General features: G+C 41.0%; 20 protein-coding genes and 1 pseudogene. 17 read left to right on the forward strand and 4 right to left on the reverse strand.

Annotation, left to right across the window (positions count from 1 at the left end):
• Positions 1-336 precede the first annotated feature (336 nt).
• From KIV40_RS12265 to KIV40_RS12335, 15 genes are all read left to right on the forward strand, one after another.
• Entirely contained in the window at positions 337-522 is a 186-nt protein-coding gene (locus KIV40_RS12265; protein WP_285349434.1) for a Flp family type IVb pilin, read from the forward strand.
• A gap of 10 nt (positions 523-532) precedes the next feature.
• Entirely contained in the window at positions 533-994 is a 462-nt protein-coding gene (locus tag KIV40_RS12270) for a prepilin peptidase (protein ID WP_285349436.1), read from the forward strand.
• A 9-nt stretch (positions 995-1,003) separates the two neighbouring features.
• Positions 1,004-1,783 carry a hypothetical protein gene (locus tag KIV40_RS12275; protein ID WP_285349438.1) on the forward strand — a complete coding sequence of 260 codons (780 nt, stop codon included), beginning with the start codon at positions 1,004-1,006 and terminating at the stop codon, positions 1,781-1,783.
• Entirely contained in the window at positions 1,764-2,987 is a 1,224-nt protein-coding gene (locus KIV40_RS12280; protein WP_285349439.1) for a type II and III secretion system protein family protein, read from the forward strand. The genes KIV40_RS12275 and KIV40_RS12280 overlap by 20 nt, the downstream gene beginning before the upstream one ends.
• On the forward strand, positions 2,962-3,444 hold the full coding sequence (locus KIV40_RS12285; protein WP_038890821.1) for a hypothetical protein: 483 nt from the start codon (positions 2,962-2,964) through the stop codon (positions 3,442-3,444). The genes KIV40_RS12280 and KIV40_RS12285 overlap by 26 nt, the downstream gene beginning before the upstream one ends.
• Before the next feature lie 5 nt (positions 3,445-3,449).
• Complete coding sequence (locus KIV40_RS12290) at positions 3,450-4,601, forward strand: hypothetical protein (RefSeq protein WP_285349441.1); 1,152 nt, start codon at positions 3,450-3,452, stop codon at positions 4,599-4,601.
• Positions 4,594-5,835: a CpaF family protein gene (locus tag KIV40_RS12295; protein WP_285349443.1), complete on the forward strand. Its 1,242-nt coding sequence runs from the start codon at positions 4,594-4,596 to the stop codon at positions 5,833-5,835. Before KIV40_RS12290 ends, KIV40_RS12295 begins: the two co-directional genes overlap by 8 nt.
• Positions 5,828-6,697 carry a type II secretion system F family protein gene (locus KIV40_RS12300; protein WP_285349444.1) on the forward strand — a complete coding sequence of 290 codons (870 nt, stop codon included), beginning with the start codon at positions 5,828-5,830 and terminating at the stop codon, positions 6,695-6,697. Before KIV40_RS12295 ends, KIV40_RS12300 begins: the two co-directional genes overlap by 8 nt.
• Complete coding sequence (locus KIV40_RS12305; RefSeq protein ID WP_285349445.1) at positions 6,694-7,590, forward strand: type II secretion system F family protein; 897 nt, start codon at positions 6,694-6,696, stop codon at positions 7,588-7,590. The genes KIV40_RS12300 and KIV40_RS12305 overlap by 4 nt, the downstream gene beginning before the upstream one ends.
• The gene (locus tag KIV40_RS12310) at positions 7,590-8,294 is read left to right on the forward strand and encodes a hypothetical protein (protein ID WP_285349446.1); all 705 of its coding nucleotides are present in this window, start codon (positions 7,590-7,592) and stop codon (positions 8,292-8,294) included. The genes KIV40_RS12305 and KIV40_RS12310 overlap by 1 nt, the downstream gene beginning before the upstream one ends.
• 449 nt (positions 8,295-8,743) lie before the next feature.
• Positions 8,744-9,271, forward strand: coding sequence for a tight adherence pilus pseudopilin TadF (gene tadF / locus KIV40_RS12315; protein WP_285349447.1), 528 nt, complete (start codon positions 8,744-8,746; stop codon positions 9,269-9,271).
• Positions 9,271-10,878, forward strand: a complete 1,608-nt coding sequence (locus KIV40_RS12320; RefSeq protein ID WP_285349448.1) for a hypothetical protein — start codon at positions 9,271-9,273, stop codon at positions 10,876-10,878. Before tadF ends, KIV40_RS12320 begins: the two co-directional genes overlap by 1 nt.
• Positions 10,868-11,476, forward strand: a complete 609-nt coding sequence (locus tag KIV40_RS12325) for a hypothetical protein (protein ID WP_285349449.1) — start codon at positions 10,868-10,870, stop codon at positions 11,474-11,476. The genes KIV40_RS12320 and KIV40_RS12325 overlap by 11 nt, the downstream gene beginning before the upstream one ends.
• Positions 11,469-12,185 carry a winged helix-turn-helix domain-containing protein gene (locus KIV40_RS12330; protein ID WP_285349450.1) on the forward strand — a complete coding sequence of 239 codons (717 nt, stop codon included), beginning with the start codon at positions 11,469-11,471 and terminating at the stop codon, positions 12,183-12,185. The genes KIV40_RS12325 and KIV40_RS12330 overlap by 8 nt, the downstream gene beginning before the upstream one ends.
• A 49-nt stretch (positions 12,186-12,234) precedes the next feature.
• Positions 12,235-12,618: a hypothetical protein gene (locus KIV40_RS12335; protein WP_285349452.1), complete on the forward strand. Its 384-nt coding sequence runs from the start codon at positions 12,235-12,237 to the stop codon at positions 12,616-12,618.
• A gap of 45 nt (positions 12,619-12,663) precedes the next feature.
• Here the strand turns inward: KIV40_RS12335 and KIV40_RS12340 are convergent, their stop codons facing one another.
• Positions 12,664-13,323 (reverse strand): HAD family hydrolase, encoded by a 660-nt coding sequence (locus tag KIV40_RS12340; RefSeq protein ID WP_285349453.1) that lies wholly within the window; start codon positions 13,321-13,323, stop codon positions 12,664-12,666.
• Between the two features lie 171 nt (positions 13,324-13,494).
• Here KIV40_RS12340 and KIV40_RS12345 point away from each other — a divergent pair.
• Positions 13,495-14,991: pseudogene (locus KIV40_RS12345) on the forward strand (long-chain fatty acid--CoA ligase); the annotation flags it as partial.
• A 135-nt stretch (positions 14,992-15,126) separates the two neighbouring features.
• On the opposite strand, the gene KIV40_RS12350 reads toward KIV40_RS12345, so the two are convergent.
• On the reverse strand, positions 15,127-16,710 hold the full coding sequence (locus KIV40_RS12350) for a BCCT family transporter (RefSeq protein WP_228174228.1): 1,584 nt from the start codon (positions 16,708-16,710) through the stop codon (positions 15,127-15,129).
• Positions 16,711-17,002: 292 nt separating this feature from the next.
• On the opposite strand from KIV40_RS12350, the gene KIV40_RS12355 reads away from it, so the two are divergent.
• On the forward strand, positions 17,003-19,411 hold the full coding sequence (locus KIV40_RS12355; protein WP_285349454.1) for a glycoside hydrolase family 2 protein: 2,409 nt from the start codon (positions 17,003-17,005) through the stop codon (positions 19,409-19,411).
• A gap of 91 nt (positions 19,412-19,502) precedes the next feature.
• Here KIV40_RS12355 and KIV40_RS12360 read toward each other — a convergent pair whose 3' ends face one another.
• Both KIV40_RS12360 and KIV40_RS12365 read right to left on the reverse strand, forming a co-directional pair.
• The gene (locus tag KIV40_RS12360; RefSeq protein ID WP_285349456.1) at positions 19,503-20,156 is read right to left on the reverse strand and encodes a LuxR C-terminal-related transcriptional regulator; all 654 of its coding nucleotides are present in this window, start codon (positions 20,154-20,156) and stop codon (positions 19,503-19,505) included.
• Positions 20,156-20,971 (reverse strand): helix-turn-helix domain-containing protein, encoded by an 816-nt coding sequence (locus KIV40_RS12365; protein ID WP_005429581.1) that lies wholly within the window; start codon positions 20,969-20,971, stop codon positions 20,156-20,158. Before KIV40_RS12365 ends, KIV40_RS12360 begins: the two co-directional genes overlap by 1 nt.
• Positions 20,972-20,995 lie beyond the last annotated feature (24 nt).

Below are 20,995 nucleotides of genomic sequence, written 5' to 3' on the forward strand. Positions count from 1 at the left end.
GTAATAGTTATGCTGGTTGTTATAGAATCTCATAGAGTCTTCTCCATTTTGGGTTTCGTTGCCTTCCAGCTTAGTCGAGAGGCTAAGTTGGAGGAGAAGGCTCAATGAGTATCAAAGAGTACGAGTATGTACTCATATAGTTTATTTCGAAACAAAATAGACCCCAGTTATTGGTTTTTAATTTTTGTGCCTGCTTAAGTTAACATCAAAAAAAGATTATTTGAATGTTGATAACATTAATAATTAACAATTAATGTTATTAGTGTAAGTCTAATCTTGGTTTGAAGCTAATATATGAAGCAGTAATTTAGAACTGAGTTCTTGTTAAGGATCGATATGAAAAAACAAATCACCAGTCTTGCATTTTCGTGTGATGGTATTACTTCAGTTGAATACGCCATTATTGGCGTTTGTATGTCGGTATCACTGTTATATATATTAGATAGCTCTAGTTTTCTACAAACATTGAACGAAACTTGGATTGATATGGCAAGAAGTGTTAATAGCTCTCTGAATGAATAAGAAATGAACAATGGTTATCATAAATGCATTAATACTCACATTGCTTCTAGTAATATCGTATGAAGATGTCAAACACAGAAAAATATACAATAAAAGAGTTGTTCTTTTGTTGTTGCTAATGTATGTTAAATATTTTTACGAGATGTTTCTTGGTGGTGAAGAATTCCAAATCTCTGGGTATGAGTTTTCTATCTATATAGTGATATCTTTATTTTTCTTTGCTTTAGGTGCATTTAAGTTGCTAGGCATGGGTGATGTAAAACTTATAATGATTATGCTCATTTTTATTGAGTTTAGTGATTATAAATTGTTTTTATTTCACATGACGCTTATTGGCGGAGGGCTTGCCGTGCTTCAGTTAAAAATCCTTAATCACTATTTTGATAGATTCGGCTTTTCTTCGAATGGAGTTCCTTACGCGATTCCGATCATTGCATCTTACGTCATACATTCAAATACACTTTTTTTATAAAGGCAAAGCATGAGATTTCAAACTATTGGTTTAGTTGCCCTCTTTATCATCGGGATGGGGGCTGTTGGTATCTACAAATCAGAAGATTTAAGCAGGATATCAAATCATGAAGAAACCGAAAACTCAGAACCACAAAACGTCCAGAAAACGGTGCTTGCTTTGGCCGTTAGGAACGCTTCTAAGGCGGGAACGTTGGTGTCACGTGATTCTTTCGAGCTTCTACCTGCGACCTTTAGTCCGGAAGATGAAGGCTTATACATCACTGAAGGTGAAGAAGAGCTGCTTGAGCCGGAGATTTTTATTTTAAAGCACAAGATGGATGCTGGACAGTTTATCTCCTTGGATGATCTTGAAAGTCTAAAAAGTAAAAACTTCACGGATATGGTGCTGAGAGTGGATAGAAGCTCAATCGAAAACTTCACTTCAGATTTCTATGACGTTTACTGGCACTTTAATAACTCTGGTCGAGATAAAAACTCCAGAAAAGTGAAATTATTTTCGAAGAATGTATTTATTCGACCACTAAACCAATCGCAAGAAGGGGAGCAAAACGCAGTGCCTCATAAAAGCGATCATGAAAATCTTAGCCCGGTTGTATTTTCAGTCAATGACGATGTGGTAGAGCGTTATTTGCAAGCCGATCAGTTGGGCTACTTCAAGATAGTCAACGTGACACAAAAGAGTATCAATCTAGAAAACTATTCAACATTAGAAGTTGATTCATCTAAGGAAATTCAAGCAAATGATATTAGTTCGAGCTACAAATACGATGTCAACTTTATTAAATAGAAAAATCGTTCTCGGCTTTGTTTTGTGCTTAGCGTCTTTATATGTACAGGCCGACACGTTTATTACTATGTCTGTTAATGAAACTAGGCATCTGTCCCTTTCAAATGTCCCTAAAGATATCGTTGTTGGATCGGACAAGATCGTTGATGTCACACTGACGGATAGTAATAACTTGTATCTTATTGCACATGAAGCGGGGAAGACCAAGGTCATTGTAAAGGGAGAAGAAGAAACGACTGAGTATGTCATTCAGGTACGTGACACTGACCAAGATACCGAAAACCTCAATAAATATCTTGATTCAGCAGGCTTCAAGGACATAGAAGCGGTCAAAGTCGCGGAGAAAATTTATATCAATGGCGCTGTTAAAGACAAAGTCGAAAAGCGAGAGCTTAATGAACTGATCAGGAGTGCAATTTCAAGCTATTACGTTGACAACACGACGATCACTGAAAACCGTCAAGTGCGAATTAAACTCACTATGGCCGAGGTGTCAAAGAGTATTGACGATGATCTTGGCATCCAGTGGAGTGCTGGCTGGAGTAAAGTAGATGGTGTGACGAGTGAAATGCTCAACGCCACGATAGGAATTTTATCTCGCAATAACTTAGCCACGGTACTTACAAGGCCTTCAATCATCGTCACGAACGATTCAACTGCAACATTCGAAGCAGGGGGCGAAATCCCCGTCTTGACTTACGATGATGAAAACGTTGACGTTGAATTTAAAGAGTACGGAATCAAGTTAGAGTTTAAACCAGAGATCAAACGAGATCAGAGTATTGACCTAAGAGCGAATATCTCATCATCACAAATTGCTGGTTTTATCAACTTAGCAGGTTTGGACACTCCACAGCTCAACACTCGGAGTGTGAATACAGAGCTCAACGTTAATGACGGGGATATTTTCGTTCTTGCAGGATTGATTGATAACAGTCAGACGCAAGCCGTGTCAAAAGTTCCATTCTTAGGTTACTTACCCGTTATTGGTGCGCTATTTACGTCTGAGAACTTTCAATCTAATAAAACTGAGTTAATGGTCTTTGCAGAAGTTAACTTTGTAGAAAACAGTATAGAACAGCCAAAACTACCAAAGGTAAATATAAAGTCCTCCCTTTCTATATTCACTAATATAGATGGTGGTGATGACGTGCCTGAAGTAAAGGATATTATTAAACATGCTCAATATCATTATGAAAACTAAATTTAAATACATCTTTTTGATAGGGATGGTGACACTCTTTTCTGGATGTAGCAGTGCACTAAAAGATGATTACGTTTATATCGTCCATGAAATATCTGAAGGAAATAATATTCAATATATTCTTCCTTTTTCAAAGGCGATCAACCAAGAAATAAAGAACGAAAGTGTTTCTTGGATTCATGGAATTAACGTCTATCATACAGATAATTTGTCTAGGGAGCGCCTATATCAATTAAAAATTGATATGGAAAACATCTACGACTTCTCGCCGAACTTTATTGATATCGGAAACTACGATGATAAGCAACTTCTGTTGTGGGAAGTACATGTAAGTGATACGCGACTGGTGAATTGTCAAGTCTGGGAAGTTCCTACATATGGACATTTCTCAATGTCTGATAGTGAACTCGATAACTTTGCCAATGAAACGGCCTGTTCTTCATTAGAGCTGTGGTAATTTAAATGATTTTAGAGAAATTAAAACGAGCAAGTAAAAGCCAGACTAGCGCAAAAGGTAAAGCTTTTTCACCTTACATGATTATTGTTATCTCTAACAACAATGAGATCATGCAACGTGTTCAGAACTATTTTTCTGCTTACAATGTGGAAATCATCGATTATCAAGACGATATCGAGTCATTAGAGAACGTATTCAACCTACACTTTAAATCAAAGATTTACGTCATTAGTGATGAAGATACGTTAAGAGAAAAGGAAGGGCTTGCTAAGTTTGTAGAAGTCACTAAAGGCCGAGTGGGGACACTCATTTATGGTGATCGTGAAGATCTGGATTATTACTGGTTCATCAAATCAGAAGGTATCAGTGAATACACCAGTTATTCTGATATGTCCAAGCAAGTGTTTAATATGATTTTGTGGTTTTTCGGAATTGTAAAATCAAACAGTAGCCACTGGTTTTTGCTTTCTGACACGACCCAACTTCATGGTGATAAGGTCTTACACTACGTATACGATAATTTGCGTGACTACGTAAGAAAAAGACCAAGCTTAAATACCTTATTTATCAACTTGGATGTTTTCAGCATCTCTTTAGATGCGCGTATTGGTAAAAAAGCAGACCCTAAGATCATTAATATGTTGATCAATGGAGAGACCATCGATGCGAAAGCTGCTGAAGAATATATCATTAAAGTTGATGAAAATTTTTCTTATTTCTCGATTGATGTTTTGCATCACACTACATTGCATTCGATCGATAAAATTGCTGAACAGTTGATGAGTTTTTTCAATATTTTTGATGGTGAGTTTTCTTACATATTTATTTATGTTCCTTTTTACTTTACCAAAATTGAGCTCTATCAACAGCTGATTAATAAATCTGATAACGTAACTATGGTGACAGATGCCTCTCTAGAATCGGTATATATGCTTAAGTATCTTATTGAGCAAGAAATAAAAGGCAAAGATACGAATGTTAAAACATTCCAGATCAAGTCGAATAAAGAAAGTCGTTATTTATTAGATAAGAGTAGTATTTATAAAAAAACAGGCCAAAGAATTACTTATAAGTTTAACTCTGACAGTAAGAGCCGATTTTTTAAGAATAAAGATAGTAAGAACGAAATTATCACTAGGTTGGTGAAGAATGATTGATTCAAAAATATTTATGCTCTGCCGAAAGTTTGTTTTAGATAATATCGATATTACAGATATTCAACATGAAGACGATGGCATTAAAAGTAGCACCATCTACAACACAGTGAATGAATTTCTTTCAAGTTCTTCATTCATTCTAACTGAATCAGATCGTCAGAAGCTAACAAAAGAAGTCAAAGATGACATATTTGGCTATGGACCTTTAGAAGATCTGCTTGGTGACAACACCATCAGTGACATTATGGTTAACAGCTTAACGGAGACGTTTGTAGAACGTAACGGCAAAATTAGTCGTGCTTACGATGTAGTTTTTCAGAATGAAGATCAGGTCTTACGTATAGCGAAAAAAATCGTATCTCCCATTGGTCGACGTATTGATGAAAGTTCACCCATGGTGGACGCACGTTTGCCGGATGGGAGCCGTGTAAATATCATTGTTCCACCCATTGCTCTAGATGGCTGTAGTATCTCGATTCGTAAGTTTCGTGAAGATAAGCTCGATATTGTTGACTTAGTTCAATACGAGTCGATGACAGAGGAGATGGCGCTTTATTTGAGTGTAATGGTTCGCTCTGCGGCAAACATCATCATTTCTGGTGGTACTGGCTCGGGTAAAACGACATTGCTTAACGCTTGTTCCAACGAAATCAACGAGGGTCATCGTGTCGTGACCATTGAAGATGCTGCAGAGCTCCAATTACAACATGAGCACGTTGTTCGTCTTGAATCTCGTCCTGCGAGTAGTGAAGAGTCAGGGGAGGTTTCAATACGTTCTCTTGTTATTAACTCTCTACGTATGCGCCCAGACCGAATTATCGTAGGTGAGTGTCGTGGTGACGAGGCTTTCGAGATGCTTCAAGCGATGAACACTGGTCACGATGGCTCGATGTCGACCATTCACTCGAATAACCCCAAAGATGCGCTAATTCGTTTGGAAAGCATGATTATGATGACGGCAAGTAACTTGTCTCCAGAATCTATCAAAAAGCAAATAAGCCAAGCGGTAGACATCATCATTCAAACCAGTCGTCTTATCGATGGTCGACGGAAAATCACTCATATTACGGAAGTAGGTAACTTTGATGGCGGTGTTATCGCAACGCAAGACCTATTCGTTTATGACCACAAAAAAGATGATCACGTAAACGAGGTCAAATCCACTTTGCTAGAGCGAAAAGTTAAGGCTGCGGGCTTGGAAAATGAACTCGCGTTGGTATTTACTGATGTTTAATCGCAGCAATAAGATAGACGAGTATATTGAAGACGCTGAGCTTCCTGAGCTAGAGGAAGCCAGTAAGTTTGATGAAGTCAAAAAAGAGATCAACGATTTCTATATTAAGTACTTGAGTCAGAACATCCTGGTTATCTTCTTTGAAATCTACGGGCTAGGTGCTTTCGTTTTGCATTGTGGAGTTATCTTGTTTTACGTCGCTTTTATGATCTTCGTTAGTGAGACGTTTGATTTATCTTATTTCATCACACTGATTCTCGTGGGTGTTGTGATAACGATTGGTAGTTTGCTGATTTTGAAAGAGTACCATTTGAAGCTTAGTAACTACTTCGAAGATAAGTTTGCCTTTTCACTCCGGATGATCAGCAGGAACTTGATGTCTGGTAAGACAATTATTTCAGCAATTGAATCAGCGTCACGCCACACGGTTGGTAAGATTCGAATTGAGTTTGAACGAATCATCAAACAGGTGAATGCAGGAAACACACTGGAAGAAGCGTTGATTGCAGGTGAAAAAATCTATCCCTACAAAGGGTATGCGGTATTCAGTGCAAACGTTCAAATGAGCCTAAAACGTGGTGGCAGCATTAAAGACTCTTTAAACGAAATTGCCCAAGATCTTGTCGCTTCTCAGGTTATTCGTAAGAAGACATTGGCGTTGACATCTGAGTCACGAGGTGCAGCAAAGATATTGGTTGTGTTACCTTTTTTGATGCTCTTTGTTCTCAAGAGCTTTGCAGTTGAAAACTATGAGTATTTGATTAGCGAACAATACGGTAACTACATACTTATCTATGTGGTTACAAGTGTAAGTATTGGCTTTGTTTTAATTAAACGAATGATTGACAGTGTAGCGCTATGATTATTGCCATCAGTATTCTACTTTTCTTACTTGGTTCAATTGTTTTTATACTTAATAGTAAAAGTATGAAAGAAGAACAAGAATATGTAGATAACTTTAAGTTTATGATTTCTGACCATGATAGTAAACAAGAATACTATAATATATTTAACCAAATCTCTGAGCAGAAAAAGATTTTAGATGATTTTTTATATTCATTGATTACAAAGTACCTATCTGAAAATGAACTTTATACAATGCTACCTTCAGGTGGTTTGGTTAATAAAAAAGATAAAACTAATTTTTTTCTTATTTATTTTATAGAAGCAATACTAGGTTTGGCTATTGTTTACTACCTGAATGAAGACAAAATGAAAATGTTGGCTTTTATGGTGGCTTTTATAATAGTTAATAATATTGTGATAAAAATGATCTTTAGGACATTTTTTATTAACGAAGAACGACGTCGAATTAAGACTAACTTCACTTACTTCTTGGATCTATTAGCAACAGCGACAAAATCTGGTATGACGGTGGAGTTGGGTCTCATTGCTGTGTCTGAGTATATCGGAAACATGTCATCTTCACTGGCAAACTACATCAAGATCTACTCGAATGATATTTCTAACAATGGCTTTAGCATTGCGGGGGAAAACCTACGTAAAAACTTGGATTTACAAGAGGTTAAAGACTTTACTGCGGTACTCGAAAACGCAGTGGAAAGCGGTGCGGCAGTGACTGACGCTTTACGCGTTTTGTCAAAGGAGACCCGAGATTTTCACTTTATTGAAACCGAAGAAAAGATAGGTAAAGTAAACGCGAAAATGGGTATCCCGCTTATTGTTTTCATCATGTTCCCTATTATCGTCGAAATCATCGCCCCAGGCGTCCTGAACCTAGTGAGTAAGATGTAATGAAAAAACGATTATCTACTTCAATGCTTTGTCTCGCTTTATTTGGGTGTCAGTCGACAGGCCAAGACTATGAAAGTGCAGAGCTTGCATTCAACTTAGAAAGCTATGACAAAGTGATCGCTCAACTATCGGTGAAGAAGAAACTCAGTGACAGAGAGAACTTCCTGTTGGCTTACTCGTTCTATAAAAATGGTAATGGAGACAGAGCTATATATGTCTTGAGTACCAAAGAAATACTTAATTATGACGATTTATATTTGTTATCAGTGATTTACCTAGAAAACGGTGATACCGAACGCTCTAGAAGTTATCTTGATGACATAAAAAAGACTCAGGGGTACTCAGGAAACAATAAGCTAGCAGCGAAAGTCGACAATTTATATGCGGTCTCACAGTGTGAAGAACTTGGAAAAAAACAATGTAGTGAACGCTTTAATACATTGAGTAAAAAATACCCGACGTCGGAAAGTATCTACAACAACATGCTGCTTTCTAGATTCGCTTACAAACCTGATGATAAAGCCAACTTTTTGAAGATCTATAACTCGTATGAAACTGGTACTAATGACATTGAGTATGTTGTCTTAGCAGGCATAGTTGCAGGCCAAGACGAAATGGTCATTGACCTTCTCAATAAAAAATATAAAGACAAAGAAAAGGCCTTGTTAATTTATGAAGATATTAAATATACCTCACTTAAATGACGAGGATGGTATAGCTGCAATTGAGGCTGTATTCACAATACCAATCATTATATATATTCTTATTGTTACAGTTGGCTTTTTTCAGTATGTTGGGAATGAGAGTCTACTAAATTATAATATTACTCGTGCAGTTCATTTATTCGATTACAAGTCCATAGAGAAAGAAGACAACGTAGAACTATCAAAGTCGAACTTTCTTAAAGAGTTGAATCATAAAGTGAACACAAATGTTATTAATATTAACTCTAACTCTCTTAAATTCACATGCTTTCAAAGTGTTGATGATTTAGTTGACCGTAAAAACGAGCTGGAATGTAATCAAAGCAACATTAAGAAAACGAATTTAATTCTTATCTCTTTTGACTTTGACTACAAGAGGTTTTCATGGCTGTTTTCAACGATATATCCATCAGCCTTCTTAGAAATGAAAAGAGAACTGGTTATTGTCAATGAAATTTATTAACTCAGAATATGGTGGGATGGCAGTCGAAACAACAATTCTTGCCCCTGTTTTGTTTCTTGCACTGTTGTTAACCATGCAATATGCCGCTTCAACGTCCTTGAAGTTTGAAATGTCTGACATGGCTTACCAAGCCGGTGAAGTGATATCCAATCGCCGCGATATATTTGAAGGCAACTTGAAAGAGGCAGAGGTAAAAGATCTGTCGGAGATATTCCACTTAGAAGACCGAAATATTTCAATCATTGTTGAAGAGCTGGCATATGGGGCAACAGAGACCCGTCAAAAATATAAAAAAGTACGATTGAACCATGATCTTGAAGGGAAAGCTTGCGATATAGATAAATCACTCTCTGACATCAGTCCTGTCATCAACGCTTATAAGAAGTACCACTCAGTCTATAGGGTAACTCTGTGTCGTGAAATTGCCGCGTTCAGCACCATTGAATTGCCAGAAGAAATTTATCAGTGGTTTGAAGTTAAGTTTTCTTCCACTCATTACGGGAAACACCACTAATGCGAAATCAAAGAGGGTCGGCTACACCAATCGTATTGTTGGTTATGCTGTCTGCAATTGTATTTGCTTACTACTCATACGATATGAGCCGAAGCTATTTAGCTGCAAAAGTCCAGATTAACACAGCTAGCGAACTTAACGACCTTACCGCTATAACGGGTGACTCGGAGTGGAATGTAGAAAAGCAGGTGGCTGAATCAAACGGTCTTGATGTGAATGGCTCCAACGATGACTGGACCTTTGAAGAGCATGACGATGATGAAGTCGTGTATATGACGACCTCTTTGCCCATGCAGCAGCACCGCAAATTAACCCCGGGCTTGAGCAGTGTGGGCAATGATTCATTCACCGTGAGTGCAAAAACTATTAGAGCAAAACACTATGAAGATTTGAATGTCATCATCGCTATTTCGAACGACCCTAGAACTCGTTCAATTGCGAGTGAAGTCAAATATGAAATTAACGATGCTCTCAAATCATTATTTGATAAAACCAATTCAACGCTAACGGTGATTCCTTATGGGTATCGTATCAACATAAGTGGCAAGTGTTGGAGCACCTTCCCACGTGGAGATAACTTCCCATTTCAATGGTGGGAGAGGTATTTTGGTGAGCTTGATGTGCTCAAGACCCTTGAGAATCAAAAATCTTCGATAGAAAACAATATATCTAACGCTAACTCTCAGATTGCCGCGAAACAAAGACGCATTAACGAGATCAATGAACTGCTTGCTGAAACAGAGGACCCAGAAGAGAAAGATCAACTAGAGGCGGAAAGAGAACGCTTAGAGAGGGAGATTGACGATCTTTATGAAGATATTGAGGAGTATGAGTCTGACCTCGAGGACAAAGAAGAACAGATCAAAGATCAAGAGGAGGTGATTGCAGAGCTCGAATCTAGCCCTATTTATGAGGAATACAAAGACCTTGCCTATCACTATGCTAAGCCAAACTATGGAGGCGCCAACTACCTCTACTTAGACAACTACTTTGACGAATTTCTCGAGTCTAATGGGTACAGCTATACAGATGGTGACGCTATTTCCGATTCGAAGCGAACGAACATGGCTAGTGTAGACGAGTTGAAAGTCACTAGAAATAAATACTTCGGAAACTCTAAGACCTGCCCGAGTCAGCAAGCTCTAACTAATTCGAGTGATTATAGTAAGTTTCTCTCCATAGTTAATAGTATGGATTTCAGTGATAGCTTTGTTTCTCCAATTCAGGGCTTTAACTACTCACTGAAAAAAGCATTTAACTTAGATAATAAAAGAACGGTTGTGATTAATATTACTTCCTTAGACGATACTTATCTTTCTGAACAGGACCAAAAAGACGAAGACAAAGACATACTCTCGGATTTTTGCAGCACGGTGCAGAACAAATACGTTAATGATGTGTCAGCTAAGTCGATATTTATAATCGATACCAATTCGAATATTGATGATATTGAAGCGTTAGATTGTACCAACGCTTGGAATAAATCAACGGGAATTATTGATATCGATGAAATTGATGAAGATGAAAAGCTTACAGACAGAATCTCCTACGAACTTTTACAAGAATCTAGCTCTACTTATATTGGAAATGAAGACGATGAAGAATAAATCATATTTTGTGAAATTTGCTTTGACGCTGATGTTTACTTTCAGCCATACAGCCATCGCTCAAGGGTTAGTTGAAAGTTGTGATACCTACTTGATCCTTAAGAACACAATGAAAGATGGCAACTATTATTCTTTTATGGGACGCACTATCGAATCTCATTCAGTTCACAGTTATGTCCTGAAACAGAAGCTAAGCGAGCTGAAGGCATCCTCCTATGATATCTGCGAACGAAACGATTTTTCTGCTTTGCACAGGACATTGAATGCTAATAATTTTAAGCATTTAACTACGGTTTACTTTGATACCGCATTGTATGAAGCGAGAGAGGCGGAGTTATCTCATATATCTTCAACGAACGAGTTCATCGATGCTGATGCCTTGCTTGTCGTAGGATCTTCCTCAATTGTGGGAGATTCGATTTATAACCTAAACCTATCATTAAAACGTGGCAATGAAGTTGTCGAAAAACTCAAAGGTCGTAAAGATATTTTCTTAATGAATTTAGGTGCCTTTGGGCAAGATAGCTCGAAAGCGAACGAGGAGTTCTACAAGTCAAAACGACGAAGTGTGTCGATATATGGATTAACCTATGAATAAAGAGACATTTTGGACTATCGATAAAAAGAAAAGAAGCTTATATGGTGAAAATGGAATTGATATTCATTTTACCAAATATGAATTCAATCTTTTCTATTATCTCATACACAGTCAAGGCGAAGTACGGTCAAGCGATTCGATTATTGATGAAGTTTGGGGAAACGCAAATGAGGGGAGTTATCGGCCAGATAGTTCCAATCTTATTCAGTTGATATCGAAAACAAGGAGACAGCTCAAGCCTCTTGAGCAAATAATGGAAATTAAAAGCCAACGTGGGGTTGGCTATTATTTAACATTGAATGATGGTTATGAGTTTAATGATGATGAGATCACTTATGCAGCGAATACCATTTACGATCGTGATCCAGAATCTGAGAAGAGGTACCGCTTCTTCCAATCTCAGTTCCTTAAAGAGCTCTTCAGTATTAACGAGAACCGTGAATTTAGGATAAGAGATTTAGGCTTTGTTTTTCTTCTTTCTGTGTTTTTCGTTGGGATCATGTTGAGTCGTAATGCTCTGCATTACCCCAAACTTCCATTGGAAATCGATTCATCACAACTGTTGTTAGATAAGTGCAACATTGATGCGAATGTGATTTTTACGAGCGAAGAAATAGCGTGTACTGAGATTTCAAATTTTGATTTCGATAAGAAAGGTTCGTACATCATAAGTAAGGTCGAGGGTGACATCTATGTTGCTTCGTTGTAAGAAAAAGGACTTACTGGTTGTTTTGATTTTTTCTTGTTTAGGCATCTTTATGCTGAAGAAGCCTGCGTATCACGATATCTCTCATCGCTTCTCGGCAAATGTTTCGACCAATGAGGGTATTGAGTTGGACTATATTATTGATGCTTTGAGTGGAGGAAAACTGCTCTTACAGTCAACACTTAAGGTCGGTGATAAAAGTTATACCTATACAAGATTGTTTGAGCTAGTGAAACTTGCAGAGAATGTCTTTGTTATCAATGAAACAGGTATCGGAGACAAGCTAGACAAGGCCGTCGAGCAAGCATCTAAATATGATTTCTTTCACTCGGTTCAGAGGCTAGAAGTTTACACGCTTTCCCCAAAAGTATTGGTGGTGCATTCAGAAGGCAAGTTCATTTTACTGCAAAAGGCCAGTGACGACTTGGACGCATGATATTAGAAGCCCTACGATCGTGTAGGGCTTACTGTTTAAGCCCGTTTACCCCCAACTTAACACAGTCCAATTTGGTCTATCGGCGTGCTCTTTTAGGCGAGGGCATGGATTGACCAGATAGACGTAATCTGCGTATTCACACAGTGGCAAGTCATTGACCGAATCCGTGTAGAAATGGATTTCTGAGTAGTTGTCAGGCTGAGTTTCTAACCACTGTTTTAAGCGCGTTACTTTGCCTTCTCGGTAACTAGGGATTCCGTCGATTTCTGCGCTATAACGGTTATCAGCTACCACTAAGTCGATCCCGAGAGCGTTAGGAATACCGATGCGTCGACCAACCGCTTCAACCAAAAAAGTGACGCTGGCAGAGATGATGACCATATCAATGTCATCACGAGACAGTTGTTCAATCAGGGTTTTGGCTTGAGGGAACTGTTTAGCCAGAGTATGGTTTTCAACGCACTCTTTTACTAAGGCGTCTACCTGTTCAATAGGCATGTTTTCTATCGGCTTCATGGAGAACGTTAGGTAATCTTCCATGTCCATTTTGCCTTCTGCGTACAAGCCCATTAGACGCTTATCTTCCTCAATAAAGTTAGGCGCAGTGGCGATGCCTTTCTCAACCATAAATTCATTCCAAATCATTGCGCAGTCAGCGTTGATTAAGGTTTCATCCAGATCAAAAACATACAAAGGCTTGGACATAATTGGCTTCTCACAGTTTGAATCGAGGTCGACGGAATGTATCGCTCAGTATAGAGCGAGGTTTACGAGTATGGGACGTATGCTAACGATAAACTGTGACGATTTCGTGGCACTTTTTCTGGCTTTTGTAAAACAGAATATCAATGTCATGGGTTGAATCATGTCTGAGTTGCAAACCACCGTCGTCACAGCTACAAAACGTTCCATGACCGTGTGAGACAGTTTGCAAACGCACTAACCAAAATGGGCGTTAAGAAAGGCGATACGGTAATGGATTATGACTCACACCGTTATCTTGAATGCTACTTTGCCATCCCGATGATTGGTGCAAAGCTGCATATGATCAACGTACGCTTGTCTCCAGAGCAGATCCTTTACACCATCGACCATGCGGAAGATGACATTATCCTGATCAACGAAGAGTTTCTGCCAATTCTGGATCAGATCAAAGGTCGTATTGATACGGTCACGCGTTACGTGGTTTTACGCGATAACGATGAATGTGAATACGAGCGCCTTCTGGAGCAAGAAAGCACCGAATACAACTTCCCTGATTTCGATGAAAACACCATCGCGACCACTTTCTATACCACGGGTACGACGGGCTTCCCTAAAGGGGTGTTCTTTACTCACCGCCAACTGGTTCTCCACACCATGGGTATATTGAGTACTATCGGCACCAATGCGTCGCAAGGTCGGCTGCATCAAGGTGATATCTACATGCCGATTACGCCAATGTTCCATGTGCACGCCTGGGGACTTCCTTACATGGCGACCATGCTTGGCGTTAAGCAGGCCTACCCTGGCAAGTATGTACCCGATGTTTTGCTTAACTTGATTGAGCAGGAAAAGGTGACATTCTCACATTGTGTACCGACTATCTTGCATCTGCTATTAAGCTCGCCAAAATCCAAGTCGATTGATTTCTCTGGTTGGAAAGTCGTGATTGGTGGTGCAGCGCTACCAAAAGCATTGTGTAAATCAGCCCTTGAGCGCGATATTGATGTGTTTGCGGGTTACGGCATGAGCGAAACAGGACCTATCTTGTCTATTGTTCAACTGACTCCTGAGCAGCTTGAACTCGACTTGGATCAGCAAGCGGAATACCGCTCTAAGACTGGCAAGAAAGTCGCGCTGGTGGAAGCTCATATTGTCGATGATGAGATGAACAGGCTTCCTCACGATGGTGAAACCGCAGGGGAAATTGTTGTTCGTGCACCTTGGCTCACGCCAAGCTACTACAAAGACAACAAGAACTCTAAAGCATTGTGGCGTGGTGGCTACCTGCACACTGGTGATGTCGCGCATATCGATAATGAAGGCTTTATCAAGATCACTGACCGCGTAAAAGACATGATTAAGATTTCTGGTGAGTGGGTAAGCTATCTAGAACTAGAAGATATTCAGCATCAACACCAAGCGGTTTCCGAAGTGGCTGTGATTGGTATGCCACATGATAAATGGGGCGAGGTGCCACTAGCGTTGGTGACGTTGAAAGAAGATGCGGAAGTGACAGAGAAAGAGCTGTTAGGTTTTGCGAAAGACTTTATCACGAAGGGCATTCTTGCCAGAGAAGCACTTCTACTCAAAGTGAAGTTGGTGGACGAGATTGCCAAGACCAGCGTCGGTAAAGTGGATAAGAAAGAGTTGCGTAAACTTCACCTGTAGATGTAGATGTAGATGTAGATGTAGATGTATATAGTGAAGCTTTTCGAATCTAATCCATAATATTCGGCCCCGACACAATTTATGTGTCGGGGCCGTTTTCTTATCTAATTGGAGAGAAGGACTTGGGTTATGTAGTTAAACCAAACCTTGCTCTTTCGCCATGTGGTTGGCGATGCTCGGCGCTTTCCAAATGCTTGGCAGCAGAATGAAAGACACAGGCACGGCGGTAATCACGATGAAAGACTGCAATGCAGAGATACCGCCTGAGCCCATCGAGATAAGCGCAATTGCCACGACACCCATCATTAAGCCCCAGAATGAGCGAATCACGGCATTGGGTTCAGTAGAACCTGTCATTACCACACTGATGGTGTAAGTCATCGAGTCACCGGTTGTCACGATGAAGGTCGTAGTCAAGATCAAGAACAATACCGAAATCACCATTGGGAAAGGCAGCTCAGAAGTAATCGCAAGCAGAACGGCAGGCAAGTTAAAGCCCTCAAATGCCGATGAAATCAAACCTGGGTTTTCTAGCTCGAACGCCAAACCACTGCCACCAACAATGCTGAACCAGAAGCAGGTGATTAAAGGCGCAGCGATGCTGATAGACAGGATCAACTGACGGATAGTACGGCCACGTGAGATACGCGCGATGAAGATTGCCATCATCGGGCCATAACCAATGAACCAGCCCCAGAAGAAGACGGTCCACCAACTTAGCCATTCCGTGTCACCACGATACAGTGCCATTGGGAAGAAGTTATCGACCATGCGGCCAATACCCTGTACATAACCATCAACAATAAAGCTGGTTGGCCCGAAAACAAGGATGTAACCGATCAGAGCTACAGACAAAATGATGTTGTAACGGCTCACAAGTTGAATGCCTTTACTCACACCACTTAGTGCTGACAAGGTGTACATTAGAATTGCAGCCACAATCACCATGCTTTGAGTGATGAAGGTGTCTGGCAAACCGAATAGCGAGTTCAACGCGTAACTGATCTGTAAACCTAAGAAGCCTATAGGGCCAATGGTACCTGCCGCAACGGCAATGATGCTGCATGCATCTGCTACATCACCAATCCAACCGTTAATGGCCTTGTCGCCAAATACAGGGTAAAGCAGAGTACGTGGTTTAAGTGGTAAGCCCTTATCGTAGTGAAGGTGCATCAAAACCACAGAAGAAAGACAACCTAAGATTGCCCAAGCAAGGAAGCCCCAGTGCATGAAAGACTGAGAAAGTGCATTGATTGCAGAAGCTTTTGGTGAAGCTTCACCATATAGCGGTGGCGCAGAAACAAAGTGAGCGATAGGCTCAGCTGCAGCCCAGAAAACACCGCCCCCCGCGAGTAGGGTACAAAGTACGATCGACAACCATTTAAAGGTATCGATATCCGGTCTCGCTAAACCACCCAAGCGTACGTAACCCGTACGACCAAGCGCAATAGCCAAACCAATAATGAAATTCAGAAGGAGCAATACTTGCCAGAAGGCACCGAAGTATTGAGTCGCAAACCCAAAGCCTGCGTTAACCATTGCGGTCAGAGAGTCTGTATTCGTCAGAGCAAGCAATACAAACACGGTGAGGAAGCTACCACTTAGCCAGAATACTGGGTTAGTGAGTTCAAGGCGCTTTAGAACGGAAGGAGGATGGATCGCAGAATAGTCTGCCTCCTGAATAGGAGCATGAGAGGCGGCGTTCGTCATATTTGACATAATTACTTCGCTTTTTAGGGCTCGGAAGCCGTGCATTTCCCTCACACCAATAGCTCGAAAAGTGTGAGGATGATCAAAAAGCCGCTGATACTAGCACGTTGAGAAGCTCAATATAACCGCAGAGTGCGATTAATTGTCGATCTCTAAAGTAAATAACTGATTTATGGAATGAGATTATTTGCGTGAAGTGCGCCGCATTTCATACGTAAATGACATTCCCCTTATTCTTGTAAGGATACCTCAGGATTACATTGAGCCAACCTGTTCTAATAAAAATTAAAGGTCTTACCCTATGGCTCAAATTGAACTCAACGGGACGTGGCAGCTTACCTCGCCACATCGTCCAGATATCGATATTCCTATGACTTTGCCCGGTGACAATGTATCCGCATTATTGCAAGCAGAGCTCATCCCGAATCCCTATTTTGCTGATAATGAAGCGAAAGTTCGTTGGATTGAAACTTGCGATTGGCACATGTCACGCGAGTTTGATGTCGATGGTTCTGTGCTCTCTGCCAAACAAGTGTGGATGACGCTCACCCGTGTAGACACCTTAGCGAACTTTTATATCAATGGTGAGCAAGCACTAACTAGCAGCAACATGTTTGCCCAGCAACGTATTGATATCAAACCTTACTTAAAACAAGGAACTAACACGATTCGAGTTGAGTTTGCCCGTGTGGATATAGAAGGGCTAGAACGTGCTAAGCGATTGCCATTCCCTATTCCTTCGGCGATGGGGAACAACCAGATCCCGCACATGAACTTGATTCGCAAAACCCAATGTCACTCGGGGTGGGACTGGGGTATTTGTTTGATGGTGTCTGGCATTTATGACCCGATTCAAATTGATGTAGTGAACGATTTGTGGCTCAAAGGATTCTCGACAGAGCAACAATGGCAAGCTGACGGCGGTGTGCTGGTTGATGTATTAGTTGAAGTAGAAACCGATACTCAACCTCATGAAATCACGATCGAATTTGATGGTCAGCGCCAATCGATTCAAACCGAAGGAAGTGGTCACTATCACAGCCAGTTCCATATTACTGAGCCAAAACGCTGGTGGCCTGCGGGCTATGGTGAAGCTTACCTTTACTCAATGGCAGTATCTTGTGGTGATCAATCGCTATCACGCAAGATTGGTCTGAGAGAGTTGAGCTTAAACAACCAAGTTGATGAACATGGCTCGGCGATGGAGTTTGTTGTCAACGGCACACCAATCAATGCCAAAGGCGCAAACTGGATTCCGGTGGATGCAATGCCGGGTCGTGAATGTGAAAGCCGCTATCGTGCGTTATTGCAAAGTGCTGTCGACGCCAATATGAACATGATGCGAGTCTGGGGGGGCGGCCAGTATGAAAGCGAAACTTTCTACAACCTTTGTGATGAATTGGGTCTGTTGGTTTGGCAAGACATGATGTTCGCTTGCTCGCTGTATCCATCTGATGATGATTTCTTAAAAGACGTGGAACAGGAGTTGCTGTTCCAAATCCCGCGTTTGAAAGAACATCCTTCCATTGCGCTTTGGTGTGGTGACAACGAAGTGATTGGTGCAATTGGTTGGTACGACGAATCCAAGCACAACAAAGTCAAATACACGGTGAACTACGATCGTTTGAATCGAATGATCGAACAAGTCATTGGTCAGCAAGACGATTCACGTCGATTTTGGCCAAGCTCGCCTTGTAACGGCGAGCTGGATTTTGGCGATGCGTGGCACGATGACAGTAAAGGCGACATGCATTTCTGGGACGTTTGGCACTCAGGTAAATCGTTTAATGCTTATCTAAACACCAATCCGAGATTTTGTTCCGAGTTTGGTTTCCAATCTTGGCCTTCGTTTGCTGAAGCAAAACAGTTCGTACCAGAACAGGACTGGAACGTTACCTCTCCAACGTTTGAACAGCACCAAAAGAACCCGCGCGGTAACAGTATCATCACGGAGATGTTTACTCGCTATTTCCGTTTCCCTTCCGGCTTTGAGCAAATGTTGTACCTCAGCCAAGTGCAACAGGCGATGGCAATCAAAACCGCTTGTGACCATTGGCGCGCGATCTCCCCAGTATGTCGTGGCATGCTGTATTGGCAGCTGAACGACAACTGGCCCGTGAGTTCATGGTCTAGCTTGGAGTACAGCGGCCGTTGGAAGCAATTGCATTACCATGCGAAACGCTTCTTTGCGCCGCAGTACTTGGTGTTCTCGGAGCATACTGGCAAGTTGAGTCTTCACTTGTTAAATGACGCCAAAGAATCAGTTGGTGTCAGTGCGAAATTGCATTGGGTGAGTTGGCAAGGTGAATTGAAACAAACTTGGTCGTTAGAGAGCACCGTGTCCAATGACAGCAACACCGTGGTTTGGCAGTTGGATGAGGCATATGATTCATCTGAATTGAAATCGGGTTTCTTCTACGTAGAAGCACAAGTAGGAAACGAGAGAATCACCAACACTTGGTTTAGCTCTCATGAACTAAAAACACTACCGATGGAAAGAGCAAATATTGAAGTAACGATTGAAGCCAACAAAGTCACACTTATTGCCGATAAGCCGGCGTTCTTTGTTCATCTGGAATGTGATACCGCAGGACGCTTTGACGATTCAAGCATCACGCTATTGGCAAACCAACCTGTCACGGTTGAGTTCTTGGGTGAAGACATGGCAACGATGGCGGAATCTTTACGCGTCTACCATTTGATGCAATAAAAATGACTGTCATAGACTAATGTTGAGATAGATAGCGGCAACATCATGAAAGGGGGCCTCCGTGCTCCCTTTGTGTTTTAGAGTTAAGGTGTCAAAACAGATTACGCTTTGCCCACGCAATCGCCTGCATGCGATTCTTCACTTCCAGTTTGCGGAAAATGCTATAGAGATGGGATTTTACCGTGTGCTCGCTGACAAACAGTGAGTCTGCAATATCAAGATTTGAGCCCCCTTGGCAAAGGGCTGTCAGAACCTGCATTTCTCGGCGAGTAAGCTCAATTTCTAGTTTCGTATCCAGCTCATTAACGGTGTGATTTAAGTTAACGAGATAGCCAACTAATCGGTTGAGGATGTCTCGAGAGAGCCAATTCTCTCCGCTCAATATCCCTTTTAAACCTCTGATTACCTTGTCGAAGTCATCTTCAAAATAGAATAAGCCTTTCAGATTTGACCAAGTGAGCAGGCTTTCTACACCTAAGTTGGGTTCGGCGTTTACTAATATGGTCGCATCGACATGTTCCAATTCACTGAGTGTCATCTTGACTTCAGAAAGATCAGGTAACGAGCTATCGACGATTGCGACATAGTGCTCATCTTGGTGAGGAGGTAAGTCAACTTCAGCGCCTTTGGCCAATAACACCGGCTGCCCAAGTTGTTGTTCAATGGCGGTTTGTAAACCTCGACCTTGAATATTATTAAAGGTAAACAATAAGATGGTGTTTTTGATTGTGTTGTTGTTCAGCATTAGTGGGCCTCCTGTCGAGACTGCATAAATTCATTTCCTACTTGATGGAAGCGATAGAGCACCAGGTCCAAAAGCCCATCAAAGCAATGCTTTACCATGGGGTTTTCAAATATTTGTGTGGCGGATGCTTTAAAAAACGTGACTCGTCTATGGTGGTAGAAATCCCGTATGAAAATGTCGAATAAAAGCTGTTTAATCACGGGCTCATGAACCGGAAAATGGATGATGGCATTGCCCATTACGTGAAGGATATCTGAGACCAAAAACTTCAAAATCGACCGTCCTAAATGCCATAAGCTGAGAATCCTAAATTCAGACCTCAGCTCTTGGTAAATGAGATGACCAACTAACATACCTTTGCAGTAATAAAGGCGCGCCTTACTGGGGGATTCACCAAATTGGTTCAGCGTGTCTTCCACACCGCCTGGTGTGATTAACTGCTTGTGAACTGCGTCGATCTGTTCGTATTCGGACAAGCTGATTTGGCTGAGGGAGCAACTTTTGACATCGGTAACCTGATACTGGTAAACAATGTCTTTAAAGCTCAAGTAAATGCTTTTACTTTGCGAGGTTTTGACACGTTTGTACTCGCTGGAAGTGTATTGGTATTGTTCGCCTATATAGTGAGAGAAGGCGAGTCGTTTTAATAAACTTGGTGTGACTTTACCGCTTTCCCATTGACTTAACGTCGGTTGGTTTAAACTCTCAAAAGCACTGTAACTCCTTGCTAACTCATCGGCTAATTGGCCTTGAGTTAACCCCCTCTCCTTTCGAATTGCAGCAACTGCGTGCGAAAATTCTAACTTGTTAACCATATATCTACGTCCTGAACTCATTAT

The organism is Vibrio sp. D173a, assembly GCF_030248475.1.